This is a genomic window from Tolypothrix sp. FACHB-123, from assembly GCF_014697075.1.
Classification (GTDB): Bacteria; Cyanobacteriota; Cyanobacteriia; order Cyanobacteriales; family Nostocaceae; genus Aulosira.
Genome location: NZ_JACJRE010000025.1, coordinates 25660 through 52497 on the forward strand (window position 1 = coordinate 25660; position 26838 = coordinate 52497).

Sequence of the window (26838 nt, forward strand, 5' to 3'; positions counted from 1 at the left end):
GACATTAGAAATGCTAGACAATCGTGACTATACCTTAATTATTGACAAAAGCGGCAGCATGGCTACCCCAGATCAAAAAGGCGGTAGAAACAGATGGCTAACCGCACAAGAATCAACTTTTGCTTTAGCTAGCAAGTGCGAACAATTAGATCCAGATGGGATTACTGTTTATGTATTTTCCGGCAAATTCAAACGTTATGAAAACGTCACCTCCGCTAAAGTAGCGCAAATTTTTCAAGAAAACGATCCCTCTGGAACCACAGACTTAGCAGGAGTTCTCAAACACGCCACTGATGATTACTTTAAACGCAAAGCTGCTAAACAAACTAAGCCTAATGGCGAGACAATTTTAGTAGTTACCGATGGCGAACCAGACGATCGCAAAGCCGTCATGAAAGTCATTATCGAAGCCTCCCGACAAATGGATCGTGATGAAGAACTAGCCATTTCTTTCATTCAAGTTGGTACAGACGCCCAAGCCACTCGCTTTCTCAAAGTCTTAGATGACGACCTCCAAAGCGCTGGAGCCAAGTTTGATATCTGCGACACTGTTACAATGGAAGATATGGAAGATATGAGTTTATCAGAAGTCTTGCTGAATGCCATTAATGACTAATTGTCAATAGTCAATAGTCAGTTGTTATTTATCTTCCTTGTCCCCCCACGCCCCCCATCCCTGCAATGGATAGCATTGATAAGCTATTAGCTGAACTCAAAACTGAATACCAAGAAGGGAAAACTTCTCCACCCCAACCACAACCTCAGTCTAAACCTCAGCTAAACATTACCCAACCATTGATTCCAGTAACCCCAAAAGCAGCTTCTCTCATCGATAACCTTTTGGAGGAGGTGAAGGCTGATTTTGCCGAACGAGACATAGCTGAAGAGTTGAAACGACAGGAAGAATTAGAACAAGAACGAATTCGCCAAGAACAACTTAAAGCCAAACAACGAGAAGCCTTAAAAAATCAGGCGAAAGAATGGTTAGCTAAATTAGATCCATTCTCGTCTGAAGGACTGTGGTTTGAAAGATTTGCCGAAGGATATGCTTCCAAATTAGAAGCTGCTATTGAATATTTACAAAACAATTATTGAGTCATTGTTTTGAATTTTATCTACATCAAAACCCATTAACAACTGATAACTAAAAACTGACCGATAACTTAGATTGCTCCACAACTAGAGGAGGCATTTCTAGCTGATTCAGGAATGATATTCGGAGAATTAGCTAATAATTCAGCTTCGCCTCGACTATTAATTGTCAATCCTTGAGCCTCAATAATTGCTGATGGCTCATTATTTTTTGGCTCTGCTTGAGAAGCATTTGTGACTCTTGTTTCCACGCCCTTTGGCTGTAATCCTACTTTGACAGACAAGTCACGGAAATCCGTCCAAATTGTTTGACCCATAATAATATCAGTCGGATTTTGTGGTAATCCACCTCGTCCTGTAACCACAAAATTATTTGCGCGATCGCCTCGACAACTAGCAGCAATCTGCTGGCTAGGATCTAATATATTTGCCGGTAATTCAGTATTGGCAAGATTCTTACTCGTTTCTACGTTATTAATTGTCACAATTCCATCAACCCCAAATTTGGAACTAGCATCAATATGGCTATCTGGAGACAGGAAAATGCCTTGTGTTTGGATTTGAATATTACCTCCAGAACCAAAGACAGCATTCGCTCTAATATCGCTTCTATTATGAGCGACGACAAAATTGGCATTAACGTTAATATTGCCACCACCACCATTACTATCTAAAACGCTAGTACTAATTAAACTATGATTATTTAGAAAGAGTAAATCAGTAGTAAAATTTAAATTACCGCCACCAGTTTGTGTAGAAGTAGCAACTATATTACCGCGATCGCTTTGGATTTGCTGAGCATTGATAGTGATATTACCAGCTTGACCTAATCCCGCACTATTAGTAGAGATGCGAGCTTGATTTGTCACCTTCAACAAGTTACTTGTCAGTTGAATATTGCCGCCATTACCTTGCGATTCGGCTTTGGCTTCGCTGAAAGCACCGGTAAATAACCCATCCAGATAACCATCAAACAAAACAGAATTGGCAGCAATTTTAATCAATCCGGCATTGCCTGTTCCTACTGTGCTAGTAGTCAAGGAAGCCCCAGTGGTAAATGTCAGAGAGTCAGTATTGATATTAATACTACCGCCATCACCACTACCTTTAGTATCAGCAGATATTTGGCTACCATTGTGAGCAGTTAATGATGTTTGCACATTCAAAAAGATATTACCACCACCACCAGAAGTTGTAGATGCGTTGATGCTCGCTAGATTTTCTGAGGAAGTGTTATCAAGTAAAATCGCCCCCGCATCAATCTGAATATTTCCGGCTTTTCCCTGCCCTGGCGGTATATTTGTGTTGCGGCTATGGAAATTACTAGCACTGACAATGCCTCCATTTTGAATAGTTAAATTATCAGTAGTAATATTTAAGTTTCCCCCATCACCATTGCTTTGGATTGCACTAGCAAATAAACCACTGCGTCCTAAGGCATTCACGCCAATAACTTCTATATCATTGGCTGTTACTATTAAATTACCCGCCTTGCCAGAGCCAGCAGTACTCGTAGCAATTTGACCGCCATCTATCAGTCGCAATGTATCGGTATCTAGGGTCAAATTTCCTCCCTTACCCGTGGCAGTGGAGAGAACTGTGGTAAATAATAAACTTTGACCGCTAGTAGAACCACCAATTAGCTCTATATCATTTGCCTGAATATTTAAATCTCCAGCATTCCCAGAGCTAAAAGTACCCGTGCCAATTTGCGCACCATTAATCAACCGTAAACTCTGAGCATCAATGCTTAAACTACCACCATTACCTGTTGCACCTAATTCCACATTCGCAAATAAACCGCTGGGGAAACCTCCTGGTGAAGTTCCACTCAGTTCTATCTGATTTGCTTGCAACTTTACACTTCCCGCATTACCTGAGCCAAAAGTCAATGCTGCTATCTGTGCACCATCAGCAATTCGCAAATTTTCTGTTTCAACCAACAATTTGCCACCATTACCTGTGGCTTTGGATTCTACATTCGCATATAACCCACTGGAACCAACACCAGCTGCACCCCGCAGTAGCTCTATATCTTTTGCCTTGACTGTTAAAATTCCGCCATCTTTCGCATTAAAGGTACTAACTGCTACTCTTGCGCCATTAGCAACCTGTAAGTTTTCAGTATTAATGGTGATATTCCCACCACTACCTTCACCCATAAATTCTGCATTTGCAAAGATGCCACTAGAAACCCCACCTCGTGAAGCACCAGTTAATTGTACGTTTGTGGCGTTTAATTCTATGCTGCCAGCATTGCCCAATCCAAAGGTATTAACAAATATCTGTGCACCGTTAGTAACTAACAAGTTATCTGTTTCAATTACTAAATTACCACCATTACCAGTAGCTCCCGGAGCTACTGGTGTAAATAAGCCGCTAGAACCAGAAACACCTGAACCACCAGTCAATTCAATTTGTTGGGACTTAACTATAAGACTACCGGCGTTACCAGCACCAAAGGTTCCACTAGAAATTTGAGCGCCACTAGCGACACGCAAACTTTTTGCATCAATGAATAAATTGCCACCATTACCAGTTGCGCCAGGTGCTACATCGGTAGATAAATAAGTCACAAAGGGAAGACCTAATACAGAAGTACCGCTGGCTTCTAACGCTTCTGAGGCCTTAATAATCAGACTTCCTGGCAAACCACTGCCTACAGTATCTGCGAACATAGCAGAACCATCCTTTACCTGGATGTTACGCCCCTGTAGTTGGATAGTACCGCCATTACCGCTAACCTCTAAAGAAGCTGCTTGAGATAAGTTAATATTGCGAAAACTACTCACATTTTCATAGCTTAATTCCCAACCTGAGCTAATAGGGTTAAGTTTGACAAAACTGTTTGTACCCACACTTCCTAGTTCAATTCGTCCGCCGTTTGCAGTCAGATTACCTCCAGTAACTCCAATATCCCCACCCACCAAAGCCAAAGTTTTCTGTGGCTGTACCATAAGACCGGTTGGACGAGAGTCTTTAATTACGGAAAAGTTATTGTTATTGAAACTTATATTGTTTCCGGTTCCATTGACATTGATCGCACCTGTATTACTCGGCCCATACTGCAACCCTAAAGGAAGACTCACTGTTAACAAAGGTGTTGTTTGCGGACTGCTAGCACTGAATTCACTACCGTCAGTAAATCGGATACTATTGGCTGTTGAACCAATAAAAGAACCACCAATATCTAGAGAAGCATTAGCGCCAAAAACAATACCATTGGGATTGATCAGAAATAAATTAGCTGTGCCTTGGGCACGAATTAAACCATCAATTTCGGAAATTGAGCTACCAGTAACACGGCTGATAATATTTTGAATATCTGTAGGATTATTAAAAGAGGCTATTTGCTCCTTAATCAGAGAAAATTGTTGAAAACTATGGAATAAATTATTGCCCGATCTAGTACCACCATCAATGTTAAAATTTCCAGCATTGGGAGTAACAATTGTATTATTTGGCAGCGTATTATCTGGAATAATTTGTGCATAAGCGCTCAGTCTTGTATTTGCCAGCGACCAGAAAATAAGAGGGAAGCCCAGCAATATTTTAAGGTAGAAAATTTTGCTCTTTCTTTTCGTCACTGACATAGTTTTTGCCATTATCTTGCTAGAAGCTACTATCTTAGCTACGGAGTCACTGAAATGTCTTCCCCTATTTCAAACTCTGATGATAACAAGCTCAATTGCTATCTTGTTTCAATAACTTAAGTCAGAGAAAAACCCCGATTTCGTGAAGAAACTGGGGTGTCAAACAGGTATGTTCAATTTATTTCTAACCAAGCATTTACTAGCTCTTTTATTATGGTTGTCCAGAACTTTCTACATTACAAGTGTTAGTAACACCAGCATTGACCGAAATATTATCTCCAGCAATACACCAACCACCACCTCCACCACCCCCACCACCTCCGCCACCTCCGCCACCCCAAGCGCCTACAACTAATTCAGCTTCCTTGTCTGTTAACTCGCTCAACTCTAATAGCTCGATAATTTGACTATCTTGTGAAGATTTTTTGTGATGATTTTCTGAGATTTTAACATTCATATTTGCTTGTTTAAACTCTAACGAGTATTTTGTCTGCATTTGTTATCTTTGTAAATCAACGATTCTTGTATGTATCTCAATTTGATTGGGCATAGATTATGAAAAAAATTCACATTATCTATACTCCCAAAACTTGATATTTTCAGGGGGAAGATTAGTTTAAAGAATACACCAACTACCACCACCGCCACCCCAGAGAGGGGGAATAATGAAACTACCATCTACTGCTATTATATCACTACCATCTACTACTATTTCTGCTTCATTGTCGATTAGGTCTTTTGAATTTTATATTCATAACTTTACTCTTCTTAGTTCTATTAAACTATTTACTATTTTTTATCAATTTTTTTGTTATTGACAAGAGCATTTGAGATTATTTTTTTTAATTTTAATATTCTTGGCTAATCTGATAAAAATATATATTTAAACTGTAAAATTACTGATATTTATATTTGTTAATGAGCATTCGAGTTTCTTATGGCTATAATAAATTAATACTAATTAATAGTAATTAGAGCTTTGCAATTAACAATTACTGCCGTACCTTTCTGCTAAGAAAGCTAAGCTTAGGTTTTACGATAGGACAAGGCTGCCATTTTTCATTAGTAATAGGTTCAGCAGATTTACTTTTAGTAACATAGGATAGTTGATTGTTACCTAATTACTAATTTTTTCGTAAGTATTAATCTCTCTTTTTTCTATTCACTGGTACTAAAGAAGCGACAAGTTAAAGTAAATATAATCGAAGAGGCACAACATGTTGTGCCCCTAACTGTGTAATTAACTTACTGGAAATATGTTGTATTGAAGTAGATTTTGGCTAGGTATAGTCATACTAAATAATTTGTGAACCCTAGAATCTGGCAATCACCAACTTTTTAAATAAGTTGGAAAAATAAATTTTTCATAATTATTCAGTAACTGACTGTTATAGCACTTCAATGATTAACATTATCATCAGAATCATTATTTTCCCAAGTCATTTGAATCCATCCGCTAGTAGTAATAGCGATACCACCTGTTATTTCTTCTGCTTCTTGGTCATTTAATTCAGTTAAATTTAATAGTTGCATAATTTTGCGATTTTGCTGATACTTTTTATGATTATTTTCGTGGATATTTTTCTTCATTTTTTACCGTTTAACCTCTAAATGTGAAAATTAAGGCAAACTTTGTAAATTGCACCTAGACAAGCATTTGAGAGATTCAAGCTTATCTATTTGAATTTCTATCTACCAAGTAAATTACCAACCACCAGAACCACCGGGATTTCCACCACCAGAACCACCGGAACCTCCACCACTAGAAGGATTCCAAGCCGCTGAAGTTGCTCCGGGGTCATTTGGGCCCATAATATTTTCCATGTTAGTGCTGGTGGTTAAATTACCTGTACCACCAATTACTAGTTCAAGTTCGCGATCGCTAATTTGAGTAAAGTCTAATAACTGCTGAATTTCGCTTTTTTTGTCGTCTTTGGTCAGATTATTTATTTTTACCGGTATTTTCATTTGTTTGTGTTTATGTAAAATACAATTTATAACTTATCCTAGTTATTTTATATAAGCAATCTTTCTATTAATGTCTTGTTGAAATTTTTATATTTAATTGAATAATTAATATTTTTAATCTGTAAAATTACTCGTCTTTTTGTTTATTAAACTAAAATATTTTTGAAAAAATTTCAATAAATTAATAGACTAAATAACAGTATTTATCCGTAATTTTACCAAGAACTTTATCTAAAAAATCATGAAAGCTATAGCCAAAGAAAATATCTTGAAAATATACGTAGTTTGAACGCCAATCTTAGGGAAATAAAGTTTTTATATGGTGGACAACAAACTTTGTTATCATACACAAGCAAATCATTTATATCTTTTTTCTAAACCACATTAGGTTGACATAGTTGATAGATAAATACATTAACTATGTTTTGATTAATCGACAAGATTGATTGGCATTTCTTGTTGCAAATTTAATATTAATAAGCTTTTTTATAAAAAATATATTAGCCAACCGCATAATTACTTAGGTTAGAGATTTTCTCGAATTATGTATTTTTCTGCAAATCAATATAAATGATTGATTAATTTAGTTATTTAGCCGAATTTATACCAATGCAAATAATTTTGGGGATACATAAATTATTCATAAGACCAAAATTAATGTCTCAATATTTTTGATAACTTGTATAAGTATTAATGTGTCGATATATACAGTTATTTTAATTATATAGAGAAAAAATAAATATAATTAACATTTATTGACGGAAACAATTCTGATTGAAGAGTTATTTAACTAATCAATAATTACTGCTAATTAATGCGATGGCGGCGAATTTGAGAAGAATGTTTTACAGCCCATTCATGCATTGCGTTGAGAATTGGCTGTAGGCTTTCCCCTAAAGGTGTGAGTGAATATTCTACTTTAGGAGGAATTTGGGGATAAACTTCACGATGAATAATACCATCATCTTCCATTTCCCTGAGTTGCTGAGTGAGCATTTTTTGCGTAATTCCAGGTAAAGCCCGTTGCAATTCGCCAAAGCGCTTTAACCCTGTCATTAATTCCCTAATGATTAAGACTTTCCAGCGTCCACCAATTACCTCTAATGTAAATTCTACTTCACAAGTCAGTCTGGTATCGTTTTCCGCTTTAGTTTCCGTCGTTTTGTCATTGGTCATTGGTCATTTGTCTATGCTCTATGAGCAATTGTAGATTAAATCTATAAATAGTTTATTTTCAGTGGGGGTTTAAATCCGTGACTGAAAATGTCTGAAATTTTGAACTATTCAAGGTGTAGGCGTTTCTTGGCAACTATTTAAATAGTCTCATTTGACCTACCTGTAATTGTAAATGCTGCCCAATAATAAGGATGGCAATATAGCTTTTGGTCTGGTGGCAGTTTACTACTTCTATACATTTGTGTCGCCACATGCGTCCTAATTCTTAAATCTTCAGGATGTAGATTATTCAATAAATCTTCATACCATTGTGTTAATTCTCTTGTAGTTAGTTCTCTCAGCCATGCTGTAACTTCAGCTAAGGTGGTAGCGGCAGATTTATTGGGCTGTAATCGACGGTAAAATTCTACAATCGCTAAATCATTGGCAATTGATTCTACAGTCCATAGAGTACTTATAACTTGGGAGACTCCACCACTGAGAAAGGCATTAACTAAGCTCACATATTCGCTAGTAATTTGATGATTGCTATTATTGATATTTTCACAAGCTGATAGATTAACTAGGTTATAACTTACTAAAGATTGTTGGCATATTTCTGCGAAAGTGAGTTTATCTGTATCAGATAATGCCAATTCTGATTTTTTGGGTTCGCTCAGATTGTTAACGATCGCGCCTGTAAAATGAAAGATATTGTATTCATCTTCTAAGGCATTTTGGACGATAGTTTTTGTGGCTTGTCCTCCCTGTATGCGGTAAGGATTGGGGAACATTTGGCTGATAATTTCGGCTTGCAGTTTGGCAAATTTTAGTTGGGGATAATCTGCACTATGAGGATTTTCAACGCTGAGGAATAATTGAGTGTTTTTATCTCCTATATTTGCTGCTTTGATTGTTAATCCTGTTTGGAGGCTAGGCAAATAGCTAGTAGTAAAATCTGTCTCAATATTTGATAGCTCTGGCGACAGAGAAGCGGATTCAAAAAGTGCGTGGAGAGGCAATTTTTGTAAATCACGGTGGGGAATTAAAATCAAGTGGGTAATACCTTCAAGTTCCTGGATGATAGTAGGAATATTGAGGATATTTTTTAGTTCTAATAACCTTTGTTCCATATCCAGACGCCAGGAATGGTTGCTTTGATTTTGTTTATCGGCAACATGGCTACAATATTCTTGATATTGTTGATTCCAGTCTTCTAACCAGGATTCAAAGGCGATCGCCCTTCTTACTGCTTCAGGAAGCGGAATTTCGTGTAGGCGCATTGGGGTTTTACCTAAACTAAATACCCCTGCATCTTGCATGGGGGTAAATATGAGAATAGGTGAAGGGGCTTGATCTTTCAGGACGAAGGTATGTAAGGCCGCTGGACTAATATGCCAGTAAATAATTGCTGTTTGCGGGTTGAGTAGTTGCTGAACTTGAGTATAGCTAAGTGAGTCAATCTGGTTTTGCCAACCTGCAATCTGCCAAGTTAAACAAGCATTTTTTGCTTGTTCGGCAATTTCCCAGGCTTCGATTAAGTCGCCGTAATCGACTGCTAAATCCACGACTAATTGTCTCAAGCCGGCGAATTTTAAAGCTAGCTGTTTTTTACTCTCATCGGGACGGGTGGGATCGCTAACTAACTGTTGTAATAACTCGCTACCGTATTGCAGAAATTCTTGGGATTGTGCTGTTTGTCCTAAACCAACTAAAGTTTTGGTGAGGTATTGTAAAACTTCTAAATGCAATTGGGGAAAGTCTTCGCTAGTCAGGGTTAATAGGGCCTGATTATATTCAGCTACGGCTTTTTGCCAATGACTGCGGGTAGGGGGATGTTTTTTACCGTGATCGTAATGACTATTGGCGATCGCTAAATGCAATCTTCCCCAACCTTCTGGGTGAGTATCGGGGCGAACATATTTCAACCCGGCTTCGTAACTAGCTAATTTACCTTCATAACCGCTTTGCTTCAAGGCAGAATTTTTGGCGGTGATGTTAGTAAATAAACCAGAAAGGGCATCAGGATTGGTGATGTGACCGGCGGCTGTTCCCCGTCCAATCCAAGCTTCCCAGTAGTCGGCTTTAATTTGTAAAGCGCTGTCATAGGAAGCGATCGCTTCGGCATATTTTTCTAAATAAAATAAGGCTACGGCCTGGTTGTACCAAGCTACATGGAAGTCAGGTTTAATGGCGATCGCTTTGCGATAGGAATCGATGGCTTCTTCACGGCGGCCTAAATTATCTAAAGCTACGCCGCGGTTATACCAAGCTAGATAGAAGTCAGCATGAATTGACAGTGCTTTATCCCAAGAAGCGATCGCTTCTGACCATTGTCCTAAATTAAACAGGACAACGCCCCGGTCAATCCAGACTTCATAATAATTGGGTTCAATTTCTAAAGCTTGATCATAGGAGGCGATCGCTTCTTGATGTTGCTCGCTCACACCTAAGGCGATACCCCGGTAATACCAGTTTTCTGGATCTAGGGGTTGTAATACTAGGGCTTGGTCGTAACTGGCGATCGCTTCCCATAATTGCCCTAATTTCATCAGTGCTAAACCCCGACTAGACCAAGCTTCAGGGAAATCTGGCTTGAGGGCGATGACTTGTTCAAAGGAAGTGACAGCTGCTTCAAATTCTCCTAATTCACCGAGAATTCCCCCCCGATTGTACCAAGCTTTGTGAAAATCGGGTTTGAGTTCGATGGCGCGATCATAGGATGCGATCGCCTCGGCAAAATTTTCTAAATGAAATAGTGTCAAAGCACGGTTAAACCAATACTCGTAAGCATCAGGTTTGATTTCGATGGCGGCGTTATAAGATGCGATCGCTCCTGCTAAATCTCCCGTTCTTGCTTGTTGAAGACCTTGGTAAAACCAAGCTTGGGCGCGGTCAATTTTTGGTTGGGGGATTATTTGGGAATTTTGTCGCTGAATTGCTAGTTCTGAAGCTAGTTCTTGGACTAAAGAAGTACTTTGATCCAACCTGACTAACAACTCATCAAAGGCCTGGGCTACACTTGGTTCTAATTTTGTTAAGGATTTATCCCATATCCCAGTTTCTGATGGTTCTGGGGTGGGAGTTTCTGGAGGAGGCGTTAAGCTGTTGTTATCTTCAGCCTGGATATGGCTAGGTTCTGGTGTAGGCGGATTCTGTCTCGCTACTTCTTGCGGTTGAGTGTGTTGAGGTTCTGGTGTAGGTAGATTATGTCTTGGTTCTTCTTGCGGCTGAGTATGTCTCGCTTCTTGTCTAGACTGATTTGGTTTTGGTTCTGGTTTGGCGGGATTGAGGTTAGTAATTGGTGTGGTAGTTTCGGTCTCTGGTACGTCTGGCTCAGAAAATAAATCGAATAAATTAGCGATTTCATCATCATCACCAGGATCGAGCAGAGTTGAGTGTCTGGGGATTTCTATATCTTCTGCTTGATATTCCCAGACAACTTCTCCTAAGTTACCTGTCCATGTTTCCTCAACGGTATTCATTTCTGGTATGGGCAGGATTTCTGTCTCATCATCGTCATAATCCCACAAGCGATCGCCCAAGTTTCGGATTAATTCCTGCCCTGGAGAGTTTATGCGGTTGTTTTCAGGTCTAGTGCTGTCCATTGCTATATGATGCCGATCTAGCTCTTCAATCTCTTCATACTCTGTAGCTGAGTTGCGCTTTAAGAGGCTCAGACCAATGTCATAAGCAAGGTCACCGATTCTACCAATTCCCAGTTCACCTAGCTGAATCAGTCGTGCTGCTAACTGATGATTAGGTGCAGGTGAATTTAATAATCTTTCACCAAAGCTCAATAGCCAATCTATCCAGCGCTCATCAGGAATGCGATGTTCCATCCGTTCCAGGTACTTCAGCGCCCACTGTCTACCTCTTGCTTGTTGCACGCCTTCTAGCAACTGTGTAAATAACAGTTCTAAATCCGCATTAGTAAGTTCGGGTGGTGCATTTGCCACGCCGTATCCTCTGACAGCATGAAGAGAGCCAGTTTTCTGACTGCTAAAAGGATGCTGCTGAAATAACTTTTTAAGCCACTGAAATAGACGCCTGAGCATCTGTCACACTCTTGGATTTTGTTTAACCTAGATTGTAGCCATCGTTGTGTTAAAAAGATCGTCAATTACGTAAAAAGCTACTATTAACTTGAAAAAAAGTTGAGCTATGCGTAATTTACTGATCGGGTATCTGACATAAGTTAGTGAATTTGTTACCTCAACTGAGATGAGCGCATAAGCGAATTCTTTACAGTGGCACTATTGTTTTGCTTTTGAGTAACAAAGTCAAGATTCGCTGTATTCTGTAGCTCCTTGATTAGCAGCATGATACTGATTAATCAGTGCTTGAATAATCACTTGCGGATCTTTAGTTTCTAATCCGATCTGTTGGGCAATTTGCTCAGCTAAGGTTTCATCCTGCTGCATCATCATAAATAACTGTTCTAAGGTAACGGTCTGGTAATCTCCCTCAGAAGGATTATCTCCTGGATCGGCTGCATTGGATACCGAGCCACTTTCAGAAAGTGATGAAGCACTGATAGTATCTGGCCCTGCATATTCCCAAATTGGCTCGCCTTGATTGCGGGTTAACAGTTGCATCCCAATATCGTAGGCAACATCTCCGACTTCGCCCACGCCTAGATCGCCCAGTTGTACTAACCGCGATGCTAATTCATTATTGGGTGTAGGGGCAGCGAGTAATCTTTCTTCTAGTTGCCGCAACCACTCAACCCAGCGTTGGGTTGAGATGCGATGTTCGATATTATGTAACCACTTGATTGCCCATGCTTGCCCGCGTGCTTGATGTACACCTTCCAAAAGTTCGTTGAACAGAAATTCGAGATCCGTATCGCTGAGTTGTGGTGGTGGTTCCTTGGGGACATCTCTCCTAACTGAAGAGCGGCTGGATTTCCCACCAAACAAGCCCTGAAAAAAATTTTTCAGCCACTGAATTAGCCGCTTAAGCATCTGCTGCACCATTGAGTATGATTTACCCTAAGATTGTAGCGATCGCACTTTACTATAGCTTTAATCTTCCGAAAAACTTCCTCTTGCTCAGGCTACAACCCACAACTTGAAGAATGCTCTCAAGTAGAGTTGGGATCTGGGTAGTTTACCAGATATGTCGCCACATATACAGCACTAGAAAAAAACTCAGGCTGATTCATCTACTTAAAGAAAATAGTGTATAATATACAACCCTGGAACTTTTAAAGTTTGCCCTTGTCTGATATAATTGATTTATGACCACAGTTAAAACCCCCTGGGTTATGTACAAAAGTGGCAGAAATAGTGCTATAAGAAAGCAGCAAATTGAAAATCTTACAACTGAGTCACAATTACCAATATAAAAATACTGTACTAACTGTTAAACAGTAGTTAACGATTTGGAAACAATAATTTGGGTTCCCAAAGCAATCTCTCTTAGGAAGAAGCAAGAATATTCCTGGAGAGTAGGATTCGGTTAACCCTAGTTTTGTGCTGTCCTCACCACCCTAGCTCACGTTTAAACCGCAAAATACCCTGATTTTAGAAGCCCAAACTCGACTGGGTGCTGCAATTTTATGTCTTACGAACCCCTGCACCACAAGTATCGCCCAAAGAGTTTTGCTGAACTAGTGGGACAAGAGGCGATCGCTACCACCCTCACCAATGCGATTCGCTCAGCAAAAATCGCTCCAGCTTATTTATTTACTGGCCCTAGAGGTACGGGGAAAACTTCTAGCGCGCGGATTCTCGCCAAATCTCTCAATTGTCTTCAAAGTTCTCAGCCAACAGCAGAACCTTGTGGCTTGTGCGATGTTTGTCAGGGAATTACCAAAGGCTATTCCTTAGATGTGATTGAAATCGACGCCGCCAGCAACACTGGTGTTGATAATATCCGGGAAATTATTGAAAAAGCGCAGTTTGCCCCTGTACAGTGTCGTTACAAAGTTTACGCCATAGACGAATGCCATATGCTCAGTACTCAGGCATTCAATGCGTTACTTAAAACACTAGAAGAGCCACCTAAACACGTAGTCTTTGTCTTGGCGACAACCGATCCCCAGCGAGTATTGCCAACTATTATTTCTCGCTGTCAAAGGTTTGATTTTAGACGCATTGATGTCGAGGCGATGGTCAAGCATTTAAGTGCGATCGCCAGTAAAGAAAACATTAACATTACCCTGGATGCTGTCACCTTAGTTGCCCAAATTGCCCAGGGAGGATTGCGGGATGCGGAAAGCTTACTCGACCAATTAGGACTATTAGCGGGTGAAATCACACCAGAAAAAGTTTGGGATTTAGTCGGTTCTGTGAGCGAACGAGACTTATTAGGGTTGTTAGATGCGATCGCCCAAGATAGTGCAGAAGCAGTTCTTGACTGTACCCGCAATATCCTCAATCGTGGACGGGAACCGCTGACTATTTTGCAAAATCTCGCCGCTTCCTACCGTGACTTACTAATTGCGAAAACTGCACCTAATCGCCAAGATTTAGTTGCTTGTACTCAGCAAACCTGGCAAGCTTTGATGACATTAGCTCAGAAGCTACATATCAGCACGATTTTGGCAGGACAGAAACACTTACGGGAAGCCGAAGTTCAAATTAAAAACACGACTCAGCCGCGTTTGTGGTTAGAGGTGACATTACTAGGCTTATTACCTAGCGCCAATCTTCCCGTACAAGTAGCAGCTAGTCTACCGCCACGAGTTCATACATCAGCCGTCTTATCAAATCAACCACCCATCAGCCCATCACCTTCTGCGGTTCCTTCTCTCTCAGTTGCGCCAGTCTCACCACCGGCAAATAATATTTCTGCGATTAAGACAGTTTCATCACCAACCCCAGAAAGGATAGCTAATTCTCAAACATCAGAGCAACTAAAGCCAGCAAATTCACCTGTAGAATCTGTCACTCCTGCATCAACTGTGGCGGAGATTGAAGAAAATACAGCTACGGATTTTGCGCAAATGTGGCAGCAAGTTCTCAATAATATTGCTCAAATACCTAGAAGAGAATTACTCAGGCAAATGTGCCATTTAATTGAATTTGATGGCGTTTACGCCCGTGTTGGTGTTAAAGCAGCATGGCACAAAAAAGTACAATCCGATTTGCAAATAATTACGGCCGCTTTCCAGCAAACCTGCCAACGGGAAGTCAAAGTAAGTATAGAAGTGGGCACGCCGGGAACTGCTACCCCAGTTAACAGAGAAGTTGTAAATAACAATGGCGCACCGATTGTGAAGCAGCCAGCGCCTTCGAGTTACAACAGACAAGCACCACCACCAGCGCCAGTACAGCCAGCACCAGCACCAGCACCAGCACCAGCAAGAACGGAACCAGTAGCTAAAAATAATAACGGTGTAAAAACTTTGTCACCGCCGCCAGCCCCAACAATAACTAATGATTGGGAAACAGATGAAGTAGCGATCGCCGCCCAACGATTAGCAGAATTTTTTCAAGGACAAGTCATCCGTTTATCAGATGATGGTATTGGTTTTGCTGATACTATGGCTGGCTCTGATTTGCTTGAGGAATCAGATTTTGATGATGAATAAAATAGGTAGGGGAACGGAGGTAGCAGAGGGACAGGGAGCAGAGGAAACTATTGACAGTGGATCAATGCCCAATGCCCAATGCCCAATGCCCAATGCCCAATACTTCGACTTCTCCCAAGGGGAGACGCTGCGCGAACGCTCAGTACAAGTGCCCAATGCCCTTTTACGCTTTCTCCACGCCTGTATGGACTGTTTTTACCCATTTCAGGCGCTTTGGGCGGAATGACATCCGGGCTGTAGTACTGCTCATAACTACCAACCAGTGCAACATATATAAAGTGCCGCGGATGGTTTGCAGCATTAATACTAAATATGTGGAAAACTGGAATTTTTGCCCTTGATGAATCCGTCTTAAACCGGTGAACATCCCCAACATAGAGAGGCTAACGGACAAGCCTGTGATGGGGCCTAACATAGGTAGACGATGACGGGCGATCGCCATTAATAAATCTGGGATTGTGGCAGTGGGTAAGATGTACATAATCAGCATAAAGCTGAATAAATCCCAGGTTTTGCGCACTCCTAAGCGGTTTCTTAAGAGTAAATCCCAGTAATCTAAATAGCGCTGATATCCACCTTCTGCCCAACGGTTGCGTTGATGCCAAAGGGCGATCGCACTGGTGACGCCTTCTTCTTCTACGGCTGGAGAAAAGACACATTCAATATCCCAGTCGTCTAGATGTAAGCGCAAGGTTAAATCTAAATCGTCAGTAATAGTTTCTTCGTTCCAGCCACCGCAACTACTTAAAGCTGTACGCCGGACAAATTGACCATTTCCTCGCAGTTCACCAATCCCACCTAAGGCAGTTCGCTGTTGCTGAAAATAGGTATCCAGGGCCATCTCCGCCATTTGCCCTTTTGTCCAAAAATTCTCTTTGGCGTTGGCGATCGCTTTGCGCACCTGCACCGCCCCTACCTTGTCTCTTTGGAATAAAGGCACTACCTGTTGTAACAAGTCTGGTGAAACTTGGGCATCAGCATCAAACACGGCAATAATGTCACCCTTTGTCAGTGGCAAAACTTGATTTAATGCGCCCGACTTCCCGCCAGTGGCTTGGGCACAACGGCGGAGGATCTTGAGTTGTTTGTATTCCTTGGCTAATTCTGCAAGTAAATGCGGTGTGCTGTCACTGCTGTTATCGTCAATTACCCAAAGTTCGTACTTGTGATCTGGATATTCCAGACTACAAAGATTCTTGACTAATCTGCCAATTACTGCTTCTTCATTTTTCGCTGACACTAAAACAGATACAGAAGGTAAATCTCCCTGGATTTGTTTAGGATGACGGCGGGGTCTGGCAAATACCACCTCCAAAGCGTGAATACCCAGAATAGTGGTTAGTCCCAGTACGAATGAAAAACCCCAGGATACTAAATGCAGAGCGATGGTAATGCTCCAGACTAGAGTCAAAACTAGAGCTGCTTTGCGTCTGCGTCCTTGAAACCGGAATGGTAGAAACAAAGGTTCTGTTTCTACTACTAACTCCTCGGTTGCTGAGAGGTCAGACAACAGAGAATTGAGCGGAGCAAGCTCATTACTAGAATCTTCTTCGGGCCAGAAATTCGCTGGCATAGGTTACTTGATTCAAAAACCACTATTGTTCTACGCCGATAAAGAAGCTGAGAATCAGGTAACACTAAACTGTACAACCTTGAGCTAGCCATAAGATTGGCAGTAATTTCTTACCTTTTATGACTGGCAATGAAGTCAGTAGAATCGCCCTTTAATGGCAATTCTAGTTTAGGTAGAGCGATCGCCAAGTAGCAACAGCTTGTTGTTGAGAGAAGTCACAATCACAGCATCTACCTCTAGATAGAAGAGATTTTTGATTGTTATTGTTCTCAGCTTCCATAAAAGCTAATGCAGCCCCATTGTACCTGACATTCACATATTTCTTAACAGTAACTTTATCGAATCGGCATTAAACCCCCCAGAGTCATTTATTTTCTGGAAGTCCCCTACAGCTGACAGAAAATGTGTAAACCGAAATTTTTTGGGAATACTTAGTATTGGAACCTACTTAAGCCCTTGATAAAACATAGTGGTGAGGAGTTCCCTAACTCTACATTCCCAGTCACCTGTATATAACTTGAGGAATATTTAACAATGTCCATTGAGCAACTCCAGCCAGCCAGCGCCCAACAGGCAAGTGTTTATCTACCTTACATTCAAGGTACCAAGCGTAATTTCTTACCTTATGCCATCAGTCTTTACCAAAAAGGGGTGTTAGAAGGACAGCGGAAAATAGAAGCTAGTGAAAATATTCCCTTTGTCGCTACTTGGAATGTTGCCAGTCTACCTTCAGATTTGACCCGTTGCCGAATGCAGTTCGATGGTGATGCCGATCTAAGTTACGAAGTGATGATGGCTAGTTCCGAATTTATCAGCTATTTAATTGAATTGATGGATAACCATAAACGCAATCGCATTACAGATTTTTCTCAAGCTTTTTATCGCAAACTACTACGGGTAGATGAGTGAATCTACCTCAGCCTGACAATTGCTCAATTATAGATATTATTAGTCGTCTGGCTCACAAAAGGCTTGATTCTGAGCCACTCATTACCCTGGCAACCTGGACAATAACTCCTAAAAAAACTCCACCCACAAGGCTTCTGCCGTGAGCGTCAGCCGACCGGGGATGGAGTTTTTGGGTATGGGGAAGAATTTACCAATACTCTATGCCCAAAGCGGCGAACTATCCCTCTCCAGTCGCAAGGGGATGGAGTTTCCCCTCGCTTTCAATAAATGAAGTTGCTCACAAAGCGCGATCGCCCTTGTTCGACCTAAAATTAAAAAACACCAAGCTGGGTTCTACTTCCTTTTGAATTTAGGAGTGCATGTGTGCCAAAATCCGCGAAATATTTGCTGATTGGATCGACTGAGACTTATAGCGGTAAATCTGCTACAGTTTTGGGCTTGTCTCATCAGCTAAAGCAAACAGGACTAGATATCTCCTACGGCAAACCTTTAGGTACAACTTTCAATGTATCTGTCGGGAACCGCTTTGAGGAAGATGTCCAGTTCATTGCCCATAGTCTCAACTTGAGCGAAAACCGGGTTGCGCCGACAATGTTGGCTTTGGATGAAGTAACTGTGCAAAAACGCTTGCTTGGCGAAGATAAAACTGATTATCAGCAGTCCTTAATCCAGCAATATTTGCCCATATCCAGGGGAGATTTGGTGTTGCTAGAAGGGCCTGGCGATCTGGAAGAAGGTAAGTTATTTAACTTATCTTTACTACAAGTGGCTGAGGTATTAGATGCGAGTGTGTTGTTAGTAGCACGCTACAAATCTCTACTTTCAGTTGAGCCACTCTTATCCGCTAAGCAACGTATAGGCGATCGCTTAATCGGCGTTGTCATTAATGATATTCCCAGCGACAAATTAGAATCTGCGGAAAATATATTGCGGTCTTTCTTAGAGCAGCAGGGTATTCCTGTGTTAGCAATGCTACCAAAAAGCGACCTACTCCGCAGCGTCAGCGTTGGCGAACTAGTGAAGCAGTTAAAAGCCGAAGTTCTCTGTCGTAGCGATCGCCTGGATTTGATGGTAGAAAGCTTAGCAATTGGGGCGATGAATGTAAACTCCGCTGTCAAATACTTCCGCAAACGCCGGAATATGGCAGTGGTAACCGGAGGCGATCGCGTCGAAATTCAGCAAGCTGCATTAGAAACTTCTACTCAATGTCTCATCCTCACAGGACAACTACCACCGCCTGCGTTCATCCTCAATCGTGCTGAGGAACTAGAAATTCCCATTTTGTCTGTTGATTTAGATACCCTCACCACAGTAGAAATTGTCGATCGCACCTTTGGACAAGTACGTGTCCACGAACCAATTAAGGTAGAGTGCATTCGCCAGTTGATGAGCGAGCATTTTGACCTAGAACGCCTGTTATCTAAACTTGGCTTAAACCCAGCTGCCGCCTTACCTTAGCCAGCGTGAGGAGGCAAGAGGCAGGGGGCAGGGGGCAGGGAGCAGGGGAGATATTGACAACTGACAACTGACAACTGACAATATCTAACTCAAGTAGGCTTCGCACTTACACGCTGTTTGGTAAAATATCTTGGTCGTTTCATCTCATTATGTCCATCTTTGAGCCAGTCAACAGACCTTATTAACCTCGATACATTAGCGCAAGAACTGGCGACAATCCAGCAAACAGGTTCTAAACGAATTGCCTTGCTGGGTTCCCGTCACGTCCCAATTACGCACCAGAATCTTATTGAAATGATGACCTATGCCTTGGTTTTATCAGGCAACCGGGTGATCACTTCTGGGGCTACAGGTACCAATTCTGCCGCCATTAAAGGCGCAATGCGGGCTGACCCTAATTTGTTGACGGTGATTCTACCCCAAAGCTTAGAACGCCAGCCCAATGAATCGCGTCAGCAGCTAGAACTGGTAATGCATTTAGTAGAAAATCCGAGTAACGATAATCTGTCCCTTGCTGAAGCGAGTTACATTTGCAACAAAGAGATTATTTCTCGTTGTCAGCAACTTATTTGCTTTGCATTTCACGACAGTCGCACTCTGCTGCAAACTTGTAAAGATGCAGAAGAACAAAGAAAAGTGGTTACACTTTTTTACTTTGACTAGCGTGAGGCTCGGTCGGCGTGAGTTTAGTTACCAGAAGAAAAACTACACATGGTTCATGGGTGATCAGTTACGCTAATTGCCCATAACCAACAATTAATGCTATTTATGGATTTGGTTGATGACGTAATGACATCCGCCTATTTTTGTTGCGCTTTAGACTGCGATCGCCAAGGAGGAATAAAGGATAGGCTAGTAATTACCCATTTACTCATCCCCCATCCTTATTTCAAATCCAAAATTCAAAATTCAACGATGCGCTATGGCTTCTAATTATTCCTTTGACATTGTGAGTGACTTTGACCGACAAGAATTGGTCAATACTGTCGATCAAGTTGTACGAGAAATCAAAGGCCGTTACGACCTCAAAGATACTGCAACTACGGTTGAGTTAGGTGAGCAAAGTATTGACGTTAATACTGACAGTGAGTTTACTTTAGATTCTGTACACAACATTCTTCGAGAAAAAGCTGCTAAACGGAATCTTTCTCAGAAAATATTTGATTTTGGCAAAGTTGAATCCGCTAGTGGTAACCGGGTACGCCAAGAAATCAAACTCAAAAAAGGTATCAGTCAAGATATCGCCAAACAAATTTCTAAATTGATTCGAGATGAGTTTAAAAAAATCCAAGCCTCGATTCAAGGTGATGCTGTGCGGGTAACTGCTAAATCTAAAGATGAATTGCAAGCTGTGATTCAGAGATTGAAACAAGAAGATTTACCTGTAGCTTTGCAATTTACAAATTATCGTTAAGTCATTTGTAGATTGTTCAATATCCTGTTTATATCCCTAACTTGTGGCAGGATTCTGATAGAAAATGGTGGGTTAGACCCATCAATTCACATTCAGAAATTTCTCGTGCTTACCCGAAATAACGCCCGCAGGCTGGAAACCTGCGGCTACATTTACGAAGCCGAAGCCTGCAAAAGCAGGCTTTGTTCTATTAGCTGCACAGGAAGTGACAGTGAGATTGTGGAATAACCAAGAAAGATGATGAAAAACTCTCAGATTTAAAATAAATTAAGATTTTTTGAAACCAAAGATTTTGCGGAAAAATTCTAGAGTTTTTAGCCCTAATCTAACTACAAATATCTTAGAAAATTTCTCAAATTTGTAGTTAAACAGTAAATCCATAATTTCATTAATATTCAAAAATTTTAGATAGGTAATTGAGCGATCTACTATACTGTCGCTATCTAATAAATATTTTTTTATTCCTAATTTTTCCGAAATTATCCATTTTTTATAAAATATTTTGTACATTTCTTTTTGATAGTCTTGAAAATTTGCAGCTTGATTATTTAAATATTTGTCAATATATTTAACAGCTACTTCAGCACTCACCATGCCATGTCTAATGCCTTCTCCGCCTAAAAAATTAACTGTAGAGACGGCATCGCCTATAGCAATAATATTTTTGCTGTAATACTTATCTTGCAATCCTTGACTATACTTGAGGGTTGCACCATGAATTTCCAGAATTTTATAGCTTTTGGGTTGAATATAATCTTTAATAATTAATTCAATATAATATTTTATAGGTTCTAGTTTTTTAACTAATTGATGTTTAGAATTTAATAATCCAGCCCCTACTTTTAATTTATATTTTTCCATAGGAAATATCCAAGAATAGCCTTTAGGCATCCATTTATGACCCAGGAAAAAAGTTAAGCGATCGCAGTGTCTTTCGTAATCTTCTGGTTCTACTTCTAAAAGGTACTCAATTCCTGTACCACTGTGGAATAATGGCTGAGTTTCTCCTTTGTTATAAATAACTGCTCTTGCTGGGCCAGTTGCATCAACTACAACTTTTGCTGTAACTTTTATTTCTCCTTCTTTTTTAGATTTAAAAACGAGAATAGTTTGCTCTGTTAACTCTTCTTTTTTCAGGTAAAGATAACCCAGCCAAACTTCTCCACCGTTGGCTTTGACTTCATTCGCTAAGAATTCTCTTAATTTAGTAAAATCCAAAACCGCACCCAGAGATTTTGGCGCATCCCAAGTTTCATTTAAATTGGTAGTGACAATTTTAATTCCTCGCCAATAACTACCGATAACCTCATCCGGTAAATCAAACTTAGCTAATGTTTCTATCGGTGTTCCCGCACTAGAGAAGCTATTTACAGAAAAGTTTGTATAGCGTTCTACCAGCAAAACTTTACGCCCAGCTTTTGCTAACAAGCGCGCACAGTGTCCCCCAGCCGGGCCTGCTCCGACAACTACTACATCAAAATTTTTCATAAATTTTAAATTTTCAACAATAAATCTGATTAATTAAGAATTAATTTTTATTGGCTGCAAGATCCCCGACTTCTTTAAGAATTCGGGGATCTAAACAGTAGTTGATAATACCCTAGCCTCCAGAAATGCTAGAGTATTACGAATTACGAATTATTTAAAGAACTTTATGAGTGTGGGAATGCTGTTTGACGTTATCGTCTTTGGTCACTACCCTAGCAGCATTTAACACGCGCTTACGTTCAGTAGAGTAATTCAACTCTGTGTAGGTTGTACCTAAAGGAATGAGAGATTTTGTTACTTCACGGCGCTTATAGGTACGTGCTGCTGCAAATAGCCTAAGTCCAAATTCATCTGCAAATTGAGCCGATTCGGGGAAGTTAGTTGGTTTTGAGACTTGATCCCCATTGAGGATAGAGCCTAAAGTTGTGGCTAAAGCTAACTTGTATGAAGTAGGAATCCCTTTCATAATTGCTTCTAAAGCCGCAGAAGGTATGGGTTCAATTACTTCAATTTGATGTACTTCGCCATCTTCCTTCACAAAGCATGTTGCCAAACCGAGCACAATGTAATCATCAGCAGTTAAATCGGGGGACTCAGGGTAAGAAATTGCGATTGTCATAAGAAAATTTTCTCAAAACTTAAAAGTCAGATTAAGGAACTCGCAGATGGAACCGTTAGATGCGAATCTATAAAGAGACACGGTAACGGGGATCAACCTCAGATCTCAAGCTAGGGGATTCGCGCCTGAATTGTTGTTTTTCTTTACGGTTTCAGTCATTTGCTCGAGAATAATTGCTCCAGCAGGAAAACAGGGTTACCCATTCTCAGCATTGCCGTGTTCCTGGGTGCTCTGCGTCATATCTCATCAACGGCTTGTTGGCATTCTACCAAGTTGTCGCTCTCACTACCTGACTAGTCTTGCGGATTGATCTTGCTTTTTCTGGAATTTAACCTGGGGATGAGGTATCTATGATGAGATTGGATCATGAATTGTTTATATGAGATAAAGTTTTTCTATGGTTGTGGTTGTAATTATTAAGTAATTATAGACACCTTAGGAACTGACATATCTGACAAACTAGCAGCACAATAATAACTATATTTTGATTTCAAAAACCAAGTATATACGGCAGGAATATATGAGTAATAACTCCTATTTAGCTTTTGGAGATAAGCAAAATAACTTATGCGATTTAGTATCAAATCAAACTAAAAATTTTCGAGATAATTTAGATATAGAAGATAGCGATCTACGCTCTTGTGCCTTGGGATTGGCTCAGAAAGGAGATTATCATCAAGCGATCGCTCTTTTAAGCCAACTGATCCGCCGTCATCCGCAAAATGCTATTGATTATAACAACCGGGGGCTGATTTACTTTCAAAGCGGTGAAACCCAAAAGGCTTTTTGTGACTACAACACAGCACTACAAATTAATCCGGCTTTGGCTAGTGCTTATAACAACCGCGCCAACTACTACGCTGCTTGTGGCAAATTAGCCGCAGCGATCGCTGATTACGATCGGGCGATTGATTTAAATCCTAGCCATGTCCGGGCGCGCATCAATAGAGGCATCACCTGGCGCGAATTAGGGCAATATGAAGAAGCAATTGAGAATTTTGATGTCGCCCTGCTTTTTGGGCAGCTAGAAGGTCATATCTGGGCTGAGAGAGGCAGAACTTATCATCTTTGGGGCGATTGGAATTGTGCGATCGCTGATTATCGTCGTGCTTTAACTCAACTCCCCGAACGAAAAGATGTTCCTGGTTGGCGCTTGCGCAGACAACTAGAAAATTGGTTAACTGAACTGCTATCTCCTGAACATCCTGATTCTGTAAGTTAGTCCTGCTTGGGACTGGTAAATCTAAATTGTGAGTAGAGTATAGCGACCCTGTATAACTAATTGCGAATAAATTTTAATTAGTGCAGCTTGGCGACAATAACTATAACAGAAATATCATCCTGTTGACTGTTGACTGTTGACTGTTGACTGTTGACTGTTGACTGTTGACTGTTGACTGTTGACTGTTGACTGATAGTTTAAGGTGATGACTGTGATTGAGTAGTAGCTTCTGTTGCATCTGGATTTATCAATACGATTTGACGCTGGGATGGGTCAACTCGGTAGCTTTGTTGTTGCATGATAGTTTTAGCCTGGGAGGGATCGAAGTTACGGCTAAATTTTGCTTGTAAAGCATTAACACGTCCTTCCATCTGCTTGATTTCAGTCCGCATTTCTCGCAATTTATCTTGCTGTAACCAGTGATAGGGCAAAAGTTGCATGAGGGCGGAAACGGCTGCGGCTGATATCGCCAAATTAACTGCTATCTTGGCTGTCGCTTCTATAGCCATGACTTGATGCGATCGCTGACGCAGATGACGCTTGGGACGAGGTGCAACCCGGCGTTTCTGTATCGGTTGAACCGGCAGACTTGATGGTTGAATAGCGTTCATGATGGTAAAAAAGACCTCACAAATTCAAGCAGAACAGCGTAATACCAATTCAAAATTCAAAATTCAAAATTAAGAAAGCCAGACATAACAAGGGTTTGAGACTGTGTATCTGTCGCATTCTTCTTTCAAATTGGTGTAAAAAGCCTACTTATTATAATTACGGCTTGATTTAGCTGCCATATTACTTCATTTTTGGAAAATTGCTACAGGTGTATTCATTGACAAAAAAGAAACCTGGCATACGTAAGTATCCTTAGTCAAACACTTACTCGCCTCAAGCTAAAAGTGTTGATCCAGGTTACTCACTCATGCCAGGCTTCTTAGCCCAACAACTGTGTCACACTCTGGCTTATTTGTAAAGTTCTGTAGCTAAACGCCAAGCCAAAGCGCCTGGAATCAAGGCTACGACCAAAGCGATGTACACTTGAGTATCTGAGAGAGATGTCACAGCGAACAAGAGACTGTTGGATATAGGCATGGTTGGAAACCTCCTAAACTCAATGCATTTTAAATTAGTTCGTTTACTACTTTTCACTGTTTTGCGAGGTTTGGGGAACATCTTGTTACAAGATGCAACAAAAGCCGCGATCGCTCAGTAGTGATTCGTTATTCTTTTTAAAGAAAATATATCAATCTATGGATTTTTTTCTCGGGATCGATTTTGGGACATCTGGCGCTAGGGCGATTGTCATTGACGCTGCGGCTAGTATCCAGGCAGAAATGCGGTTTCCTTGGGAAAATTCCCCTGATTGGCTAGATGTATGGAAAAGGGCCTTATGGGGGCTTTTAGAGGCGATTCCCGAACCACTGCGGCGAAAAATTAAAGCGATCGCGATTAATGGGACTTCTTCCACTGTTTTGCTAACAGACGCGACGGGTAAGCCTGTGGACGCGCCCTTACTTTATAACGATCCACGGGGAGCGGTGATGTTAGAACAGTTGAAAAGCTTCGCACCGGAAAATCATACAGTAGTTAGTGCTACTTCCAGCCTCGCCAAACTTCTGTGGATGTCACAGTTACCAACATTCAGCCAAGCCAGATATTTCCTGCATCAAGCGGATTGGCTAGCATTTCTACTGCATGGACGCTTAGGTATTAGCGATTACCACAACGCCTTAAAACTGGGTTACGACGTAGAAGAGTTGAAATACCCAAAATGGCTGGAAAATTTGCAAATCCCGATTCAGCTACCGGAAGTTTTACCGCCTGGGACACCTATTGCTGAATTACAGCCAGAAATTGCCGCTAAATTTGGTTTACGCCAAGATTGTTTAGTTTGCGCGGGAACAACAGATAGTATTGCGGCTTTTCTCGCCAGTGGTGCAAAATCGCCGGGGGAAGCGGTAACTTCCTTGGGTTCGACATTGGTATTAAAACTCTTGAGTCGCACTCGTGTTGAAGATGCGCGATATGGAATTTACAGCCATCGTCTAGGCGATTTGTGGCTAACTGGCGGCGCTTCTAATACTGGCGGTGCAGTTCTGCGGGAATTTTTTACGAATGCTGAGTTAGAAAGCTTGAGCCAGGAAATTGATGCTACCACAGCCAGCGAGTTAGATTATTATCCCTTATTGAAACCAGGCGATCGCTTTCCAATTAACGATCCCCATTTACCCCCACGTTTAGAACCACGCCCAGATAATCCCAGAGAATTTTTACATGGGTTATTAGAAAGTATTGCCCGCATCGAAACAAGAGGGTATGAATTGTTACAGCAAATGGGTGCAGATAAGTTACAGCGCGTTTATACGGCTGGTGGTGGTGCAGCAAATAATACTTGGACTGCGATTCGCCAAAGGTATTTGCAAGCCCCTGTAGTTTCATCAGCACAGACAGAAGCAGCCTATGGAACAGCGCTTTTGGCGATGGGGAAAGTGAATAAACAAAAGGGACAAGGGGGAGAAGGAAGATAGATGATTGTAACTTTACGCACATTTTAAAAATTCTTGGCGTTCTTGGCGTTCTTGGCGGTTCAATAAATTAAAGGTTTTTGGTAATTTGTGCGTATTCTCTCTTTTTTTTCGTAACTCCAGCTTGATTTTTAACTTTCCATCCCTTATGACTTTGGTTTTTAATCAAAAACTAGCTCCCAAATTCCCTATCATTTGTTTTGTGACAGTTTCAGGTGCGGAATGTAGGTTTTATTATTAAACCGCAGAGGACGCAGAGAGCGCAGAGGAAAAAACAGAATTGAT

General features: G+C 40.9%; 24 protein-coding genes. 11 read left to right on the forward strand and 13 right to left on the reverse strand.

Annotated elements, in window-relative coordinates; genetic code table 11:
* Positions 1 to 10: 10 nt before the first annotated feature.
* Both H6G41_RS17495 and H6G41_RS17500 read left to right on the forward strand, forming a co-directional pair.
* Entirely contained in the window at positions 11 to 616 is a 606-nt protein-coding gene (locus H6G41_RS17495; RefSeq protein ID WP_190747459.1) for a VWA domain-containing protein, read from the forward strand.
* Positions 617 to 681: 65 nt separating this feature from the next.
* Complete coding sequence (locus H6G41_RS17500) at positions 682 to 1095, forward strand: salt stress protein, Slr1339 family (RefSeq protein ID WP_190747460.1); 414 nt, start codon at positions 682 to 684, stop codon at positions 1093 to 1095.
* A gap of 68 nt (positions 1096 to 1163) precedes the next feature.
* On the opposite strand, the gene H6G41_RS17505 is transcribed toward H6G41_RS17500, so the two are convergent.
* From H6G41_RS17505 to H6G41_RS17535, 7 genes are all read right to left on the reverse strand, one after another.
* Complete coding sequence (locus H6G41_RS17505) at positions 1164 to 4685, reverse strand: S-layer family protein (protein ID WP_190747461.1); 3522 nt, start codon at positions 4683 to 4685, stop codon at positions 1164 to 1166.
* A gap of 211 nt (positions 4686 to 4896) precedes the next feature.
* Complete coding sequence (locus H6G41_RS17510) at positions 4897 to 5142, reverse strand: hypothetical protein (protein WP_206756945.1); 246 nt, start codon at positions 5140 to 5142, stop codon at positions 4897 to 4899.
* 941 nt (positions 5143 to 6083) lie between these two features.
* The gene (locus H6G41_RS17515) at positions 6084 to 6275 is read right to left on the reverse strand and encodes a hypothetical protein (protein ID WP_190747463.1); all 192 of its coding nucleotides are present in this window, start codon (positions 6273 to 6275) and stop codon (positions 6084 to 6086) included.
* 114 nt (positions 6276 to 6389) lie between these two features.
* Positions 6390 to 6653: a hypothetical protein gene (locus H6G41_RS17520; protein ID WP_190747464.1), complete on the reverse strand. Its 264-nt coding sequence runs from the start codon at positions 6651 to 6653 to the stop codon at positions 6390 to 6392.
* A gap of 807 nt (positions 6654 to 7460) precedes the next feature.
* A complete protein-coding gene (locus H6G41_RS17525; RefSeq protein WP_190747465.1) occupies positions 7461 to 7829 on the reverse strand; it encodes a helix-turn-helix domain-containing protein in 369 nt (122 codons plus the stop codon).
* Between the two features lie 137 nt (positions 7830 to 7966).
* Entirely contained in the window at positions 7967 to 11866 is a 3900-nt protein-coding gene (locus tag H6G41_RS17530; RefSeq protein ID WP_190747466.1) for a tetratricopeptide repeat protein, read from the reverse strand.
* Positions 11867 to 12091: 225 nt separating this feature from the next.
* Entirely contained in the window at positions 12092 to 12775 is a 684-nt protein-coding gene (locus tag H6G41_RS17535) for a hypothetical protein (protein WP_190747467.1), read from the reverse strand.
* 596 nt (positions 12776 to 13371) lie between these two features.
* Here H6G41_RS17535 and H6G41_RS17540 point away from each other — a divergent pair.
* The gene (locus H6G41_RS17540) at positions 13372 to 15348 is read left to right on the forward strand and encodes a DNA polymerase III subunit gamma/tau (RefSeq protein ID WP_190747468.1); all 1977 of its coding nucleotides are present in this window, start codon (positions 13372 to 13374) and stop codon (positions 15346 to 15348) included.
* Complete coding sequence (locus tag H6G41_RS17545; RefSeq protein ID WP_190747469.1) at positions 15338 to 15574, forward strand: hypothetical protein; 237 nt, start codon at positions 15338 to 15340, stop codon at positions 15572 to 15574. Before H6G41_RS17540 ends, H6G41_RS17545 begins: the two co-directional genes overlap by 11 nt.
* Here the strand turns inward: H6G41_RS17545 and H6G41_RS17550 are convergent.
* Positions 15512 to 16921 (reverse strand): glycosyltransferase family 2 protein, encoded by a 1410-nt coding sequence (locus H6G41_RS17550; RefSeq protein WP_190747470.1) that lies wholly within the window; start codon positions 16919 to 16921, stop codon positions 15512 to 15514. The two genes, H6G41_RS17545 and H6G41_RS17550, sit on opposite strands and share 63 nt — an antisense overlap.
* A 163-nt stretch (positions 16922 to 17084) precedes the next feature.
* Positions 17085 to 17237, reverse strand: coding sequence for a hypothetical protein (locus H6G41_RS17555; protein WP_190747471.1), 153 nt, complete (start codon positions 17235 to 17237; stop codon positions 17085 to 17087).
* Between the two features lie 218 nt (positions 17238 to 17455).
* Between H6G41_RS17555 and ebsA the strand changes: the two genes are divergently transcribed.
* The 5 genes from ebsA to H6G41_RS17575 all read left to right on the forward strand — a co-directional run bounded on the left by ebsA (position 17456) and on the right by H6G41_RS17575 (position 20702).
* Positions 17456 to 17830: a type IV pilus biogenesis protein EbsA gene (ebsA, locus tag H6G41_RS17560; RefSeq protein WP_190747472.1), complete on the forward strand. Its 375-nt coding sequence runs from the start codon at positions 17456 to 17458 to the stop codon at positions 17828 to 17830.
* 139 nt (positions 17831 to 17969) lie between these two features.
* A complete protein-coding gene (locus H6G41_RS35790) occupies positions 17970 to 18101 on the forward strand; it encodes a hypothetical protein (protein ID WP_277878145.1) in 132 nt (43 codons plus the stop codon).
* 92 nt (positions 18102 to 18193) lie between these two features.
* On the forward strand, positions 18194 to 19288 hold the full coding sequence (locus H6G41_RS17565; protein ID WP_190747473.1) for a DRTGG domain-containing protein: 1095 nt from the start codon (positions 18194 to 18196) through the stop codon (positions 19286 to 19288).
* 159 nt (positions 19289 to 19447) lie between these two features.
* Positions 19448 to 19951: a DNA recombination-mediator protein A gene (locus H6G41_RS17570; protein WP_190747474.1), complete on the forward strand. Its 504-nt coding sequence runs from the start codon at positions 19448 to 19450 to the stop codon at positions 19949 to 19951.
* A 259-nt stretch (positions 19952 to 20210) separates the two neighbouring features.
* The gene (locus H6G41_RS17575; protein ID WP_190747475.1) at positions 20211 to 20702 is read left to right on the forward strand and encodes a YajQ family cyclic di-GMP-binding protein; all 492 of its coding nucleotides are present in this window, start codon (positions 20211 to 20213) and stop codon (positions 20700 to 20702) included.
* A gap of 267 nt (positions 20703 to 20969) precedes the next feature.
* On the opposite strand, the gene H6G41_RS17580 is transcribed toward H6G41_RS17575, so the two are convergent.
* Together H6G41_RS17580 and H6G41_RS17585 are read right to left on the reverse strand one after the other, a co-directional pair.
* Positions 20970 to 22190, reverse strand: a complete 1221-nt coding sequence (locus H6G41_RS17580; RefSeq protein ID WP_190747476.1) for an NAD(P)/FAD-dependent oxidoreductase — start codon at positions 22188 to 22190, stop codon at positions 20970 to 20972.
* A gap of 154 nt (positions 22191 to 22344) precedes the next feature.
* A complete protein-coding gene (locus H6G41_RS17585) occupies positions 22345 to 22809 on the reverse strand; it encodes a hypothetical protein (RefSeq protein WP_190747477.1) in 465 nt (154 codons plus the stop codon).
* A gap of 520 nt (positions 22810 to 23329) precedes the next feature.
* Here H6G41_RS17585 and H6G41_RS17590 point away from each other — a divergent pair.
* Positions 23330 to 24031, forward strand: a complete 702-nt coding sequence (locus H6G41_RS17590) for a tetratricopeptide repeat protein (protein ID WP_190747478.1) — start codon at positions 23330 to 23332, stop codon at positions 24029 to 24031.
* Positions 24032 to 24228: 197 nt separating this feature from the next.
* Here H6G41_RS17590 and H6G41_RS17595 read toward each other — a convergent pair whose 3' ends face one another.
* Both H6G41_RS17595 and psaM read right to left on the reverse strand, forming a co-directional pair.
* A complete protein-coding gene (locus H6G41_RS17595; protein ID WP_190747479.1) occupies positions 24229 to 24642 on the reverse strand; it encodes a hypothetical protein in 414 nt (137 codons plus the stop codon).
* Between the two features lie 349 nt (positions 24643 to 24991).
* Complete coding sequence (gene psaM, locus H6G41_RS17600) at positions 24992 to 25090, reverse strand: photosystem I reaction center subunit XII (protein ID WP_374939436.1); 99 nt, start codon at positions 25088 to 25090, stop codon at positions 24992 to 24994.
* A 188-nt stretch (positions 25091 to 25278) separates the two neighbouring features.
* Between psaM and H6G41_RS17605 the strand changes: the two genes are divergently transcribed.
* Positions 25279 to 26556 carry an FGGY-family carbohydrate kinase gene (locus H6G41_RS17605; protein ID WP_190747525.1) on the forward strand — a complete coding sequence of 426 codons (1278 nt, stop codon included), beginning with the start codon at positions 25279 to 25281 and terminating at the stop codon, positions 26554 to 26556.
* The last annotated feature ends 282 nt before the right edge of the window (positions 26557 to 26838 follow it).

What these genes read in the sequence shown, in the direction of transcription:
- H6G41_RS17495 (WP_190747459.1), top strand. Translation starts at nt 11, where the DNA reads ATGCTAGACAATCGTGACTATACCTTAATTATTGACAAAAGCGGCAGC.
- H6G41_RS17500 (WP_190747460.1), top strand. Translation starts at nt 682, where the DNA reads ATGGATAGCATTGATAAGCTATTAGCTGAACTCAAAACTGAATACCAA.
- H6G41_RS17505 (WP_190747461.1), bottom strand. Translation starts at nt 4,685, where the DNA reads ATGTCAGTGACGAAAAGAAAGAGCAAAATTTTCTACCTTAAAATATTG.
- H6G41_RS17510 (WP_206756945.1), bottom strand. Translation starts at nt 5,142, where the DNA reads ATGAATGTTAAAATCTCAGAAAATCATCACAAAAAATCTTCACAAGAT.
- H6G41_RS17515 (WP_190747463.1), bottom strand. Translation starts at nt 6,275, where the DNA reads ATGAAGAAAAATATCCACGAAAATAATCATAAAAAGTATCAGCAAAAT.
- H6G41_RS17520 (WP_190747464.1), bottom strand. Translation starts at nt 6,653, where the DNA reads ATGAAAATACCGGTAAAAATAAATAATCTGACCAAAGACGACAAAAAA.
- H6G41_RS17525 (WP_190747465.1), bottom strand. Translation starts at nt 7,829, where the DNA reads ATGACCAATGACAAAACGACGGAAACTAAAGCGGAAAACGATACCAGA.
- H6G41_RS17530 (WP_190747466.1), bottom strand. Translation starts at nt 11,866, where the DNA reads ATGCTCAGGCGTCTATTTCAGTGGCTTAAAAAGTTATTTCAGCAGCAT.
- H6G41_RS17535 (WP_190747467.1), bottom strand. Translation starts at nt 12,775, where the DNA reads ATGCTTAAGCGGCTAATTCAGTGGCTGAAAAATTTTTTTCAGGGCTTG.
- H6G41_RS17540 (WP_190747468.1), top strand. Translation starts at nt 13,372, where the DNA reads ATGTCTTACGAACCCCTGCACCACAAGTATCGCCCAAAGAGTTTTGCT.
- H6G41_RS17545 (WP_190747469.1), top strand. Translation starts at nt 15,338, where the DNA reads ATGATGAATAAAATAGGTAGGGGAACGGAGGTAGCAGAGGGACAGGGA.
- H6G41_RS17550 (WP_190747470.1), bottom strand. Translation starts at nt 16,921, where the DNA reads ATGCCAGCGAATTTCTGGCCCGAAGAAGATTCTAGTAATGAGCTTGCT.
- ebsA (WP_190747472.1), top strand. Translation starts at nt 17,456, where the DNA reads ATGTCCATTGAGCAACTCCAGCCAGCCAGCGCCCAACAGGCAAGTGTT.
- H6G41_RS17575 (WP_190747475.1), top strand. Translation starts at nt 20,211, where the DNA reads ATGGCTTCTAATTATTCCTTTGACATTGTGAGTGACTTTGACCGACAA.
- H6G41_RS17580 (WP_190747476.1), bottom strand. Translation starts at nt 22,190, where the DNA reads ATGAAAAATTTTGATGTAGTAGTTGTCGGAGCAGGCCCGGCTGGGGGA.
- H6G41_RS17585 (WP_190747477.1), bottom strand. Translation starts at nt 22,809, where the DNA reads ATGACAATCGCAATTTCTTACCCTGAGTCCCCCGATTTAACTGCTGAT.
- H6G41_RS17590 (WP_190747478.1), top strand. Translation starts at nt 23,330, where the DNA reads ATGAGTAATAACTCCTATTTAGCTTTTGGAGATAAGCAAAATAACTTA.
- H6G41_RS17595 (WP_190747479.1), bottom strand. Translation starts at nt 24,642, where the DNA reads ATGAACGCTATTCAACCATCAAGTCTGCCGGTTCAACCGATACAGAAA.
- H6G41_RS17605 (WP_190747525.1), top strand. Translation starts at nt 25,279, where the DNA reads ATGGATTTTTTTCTCGGGATCGATTTTGGGACATCTGGCGCTAGGGCG.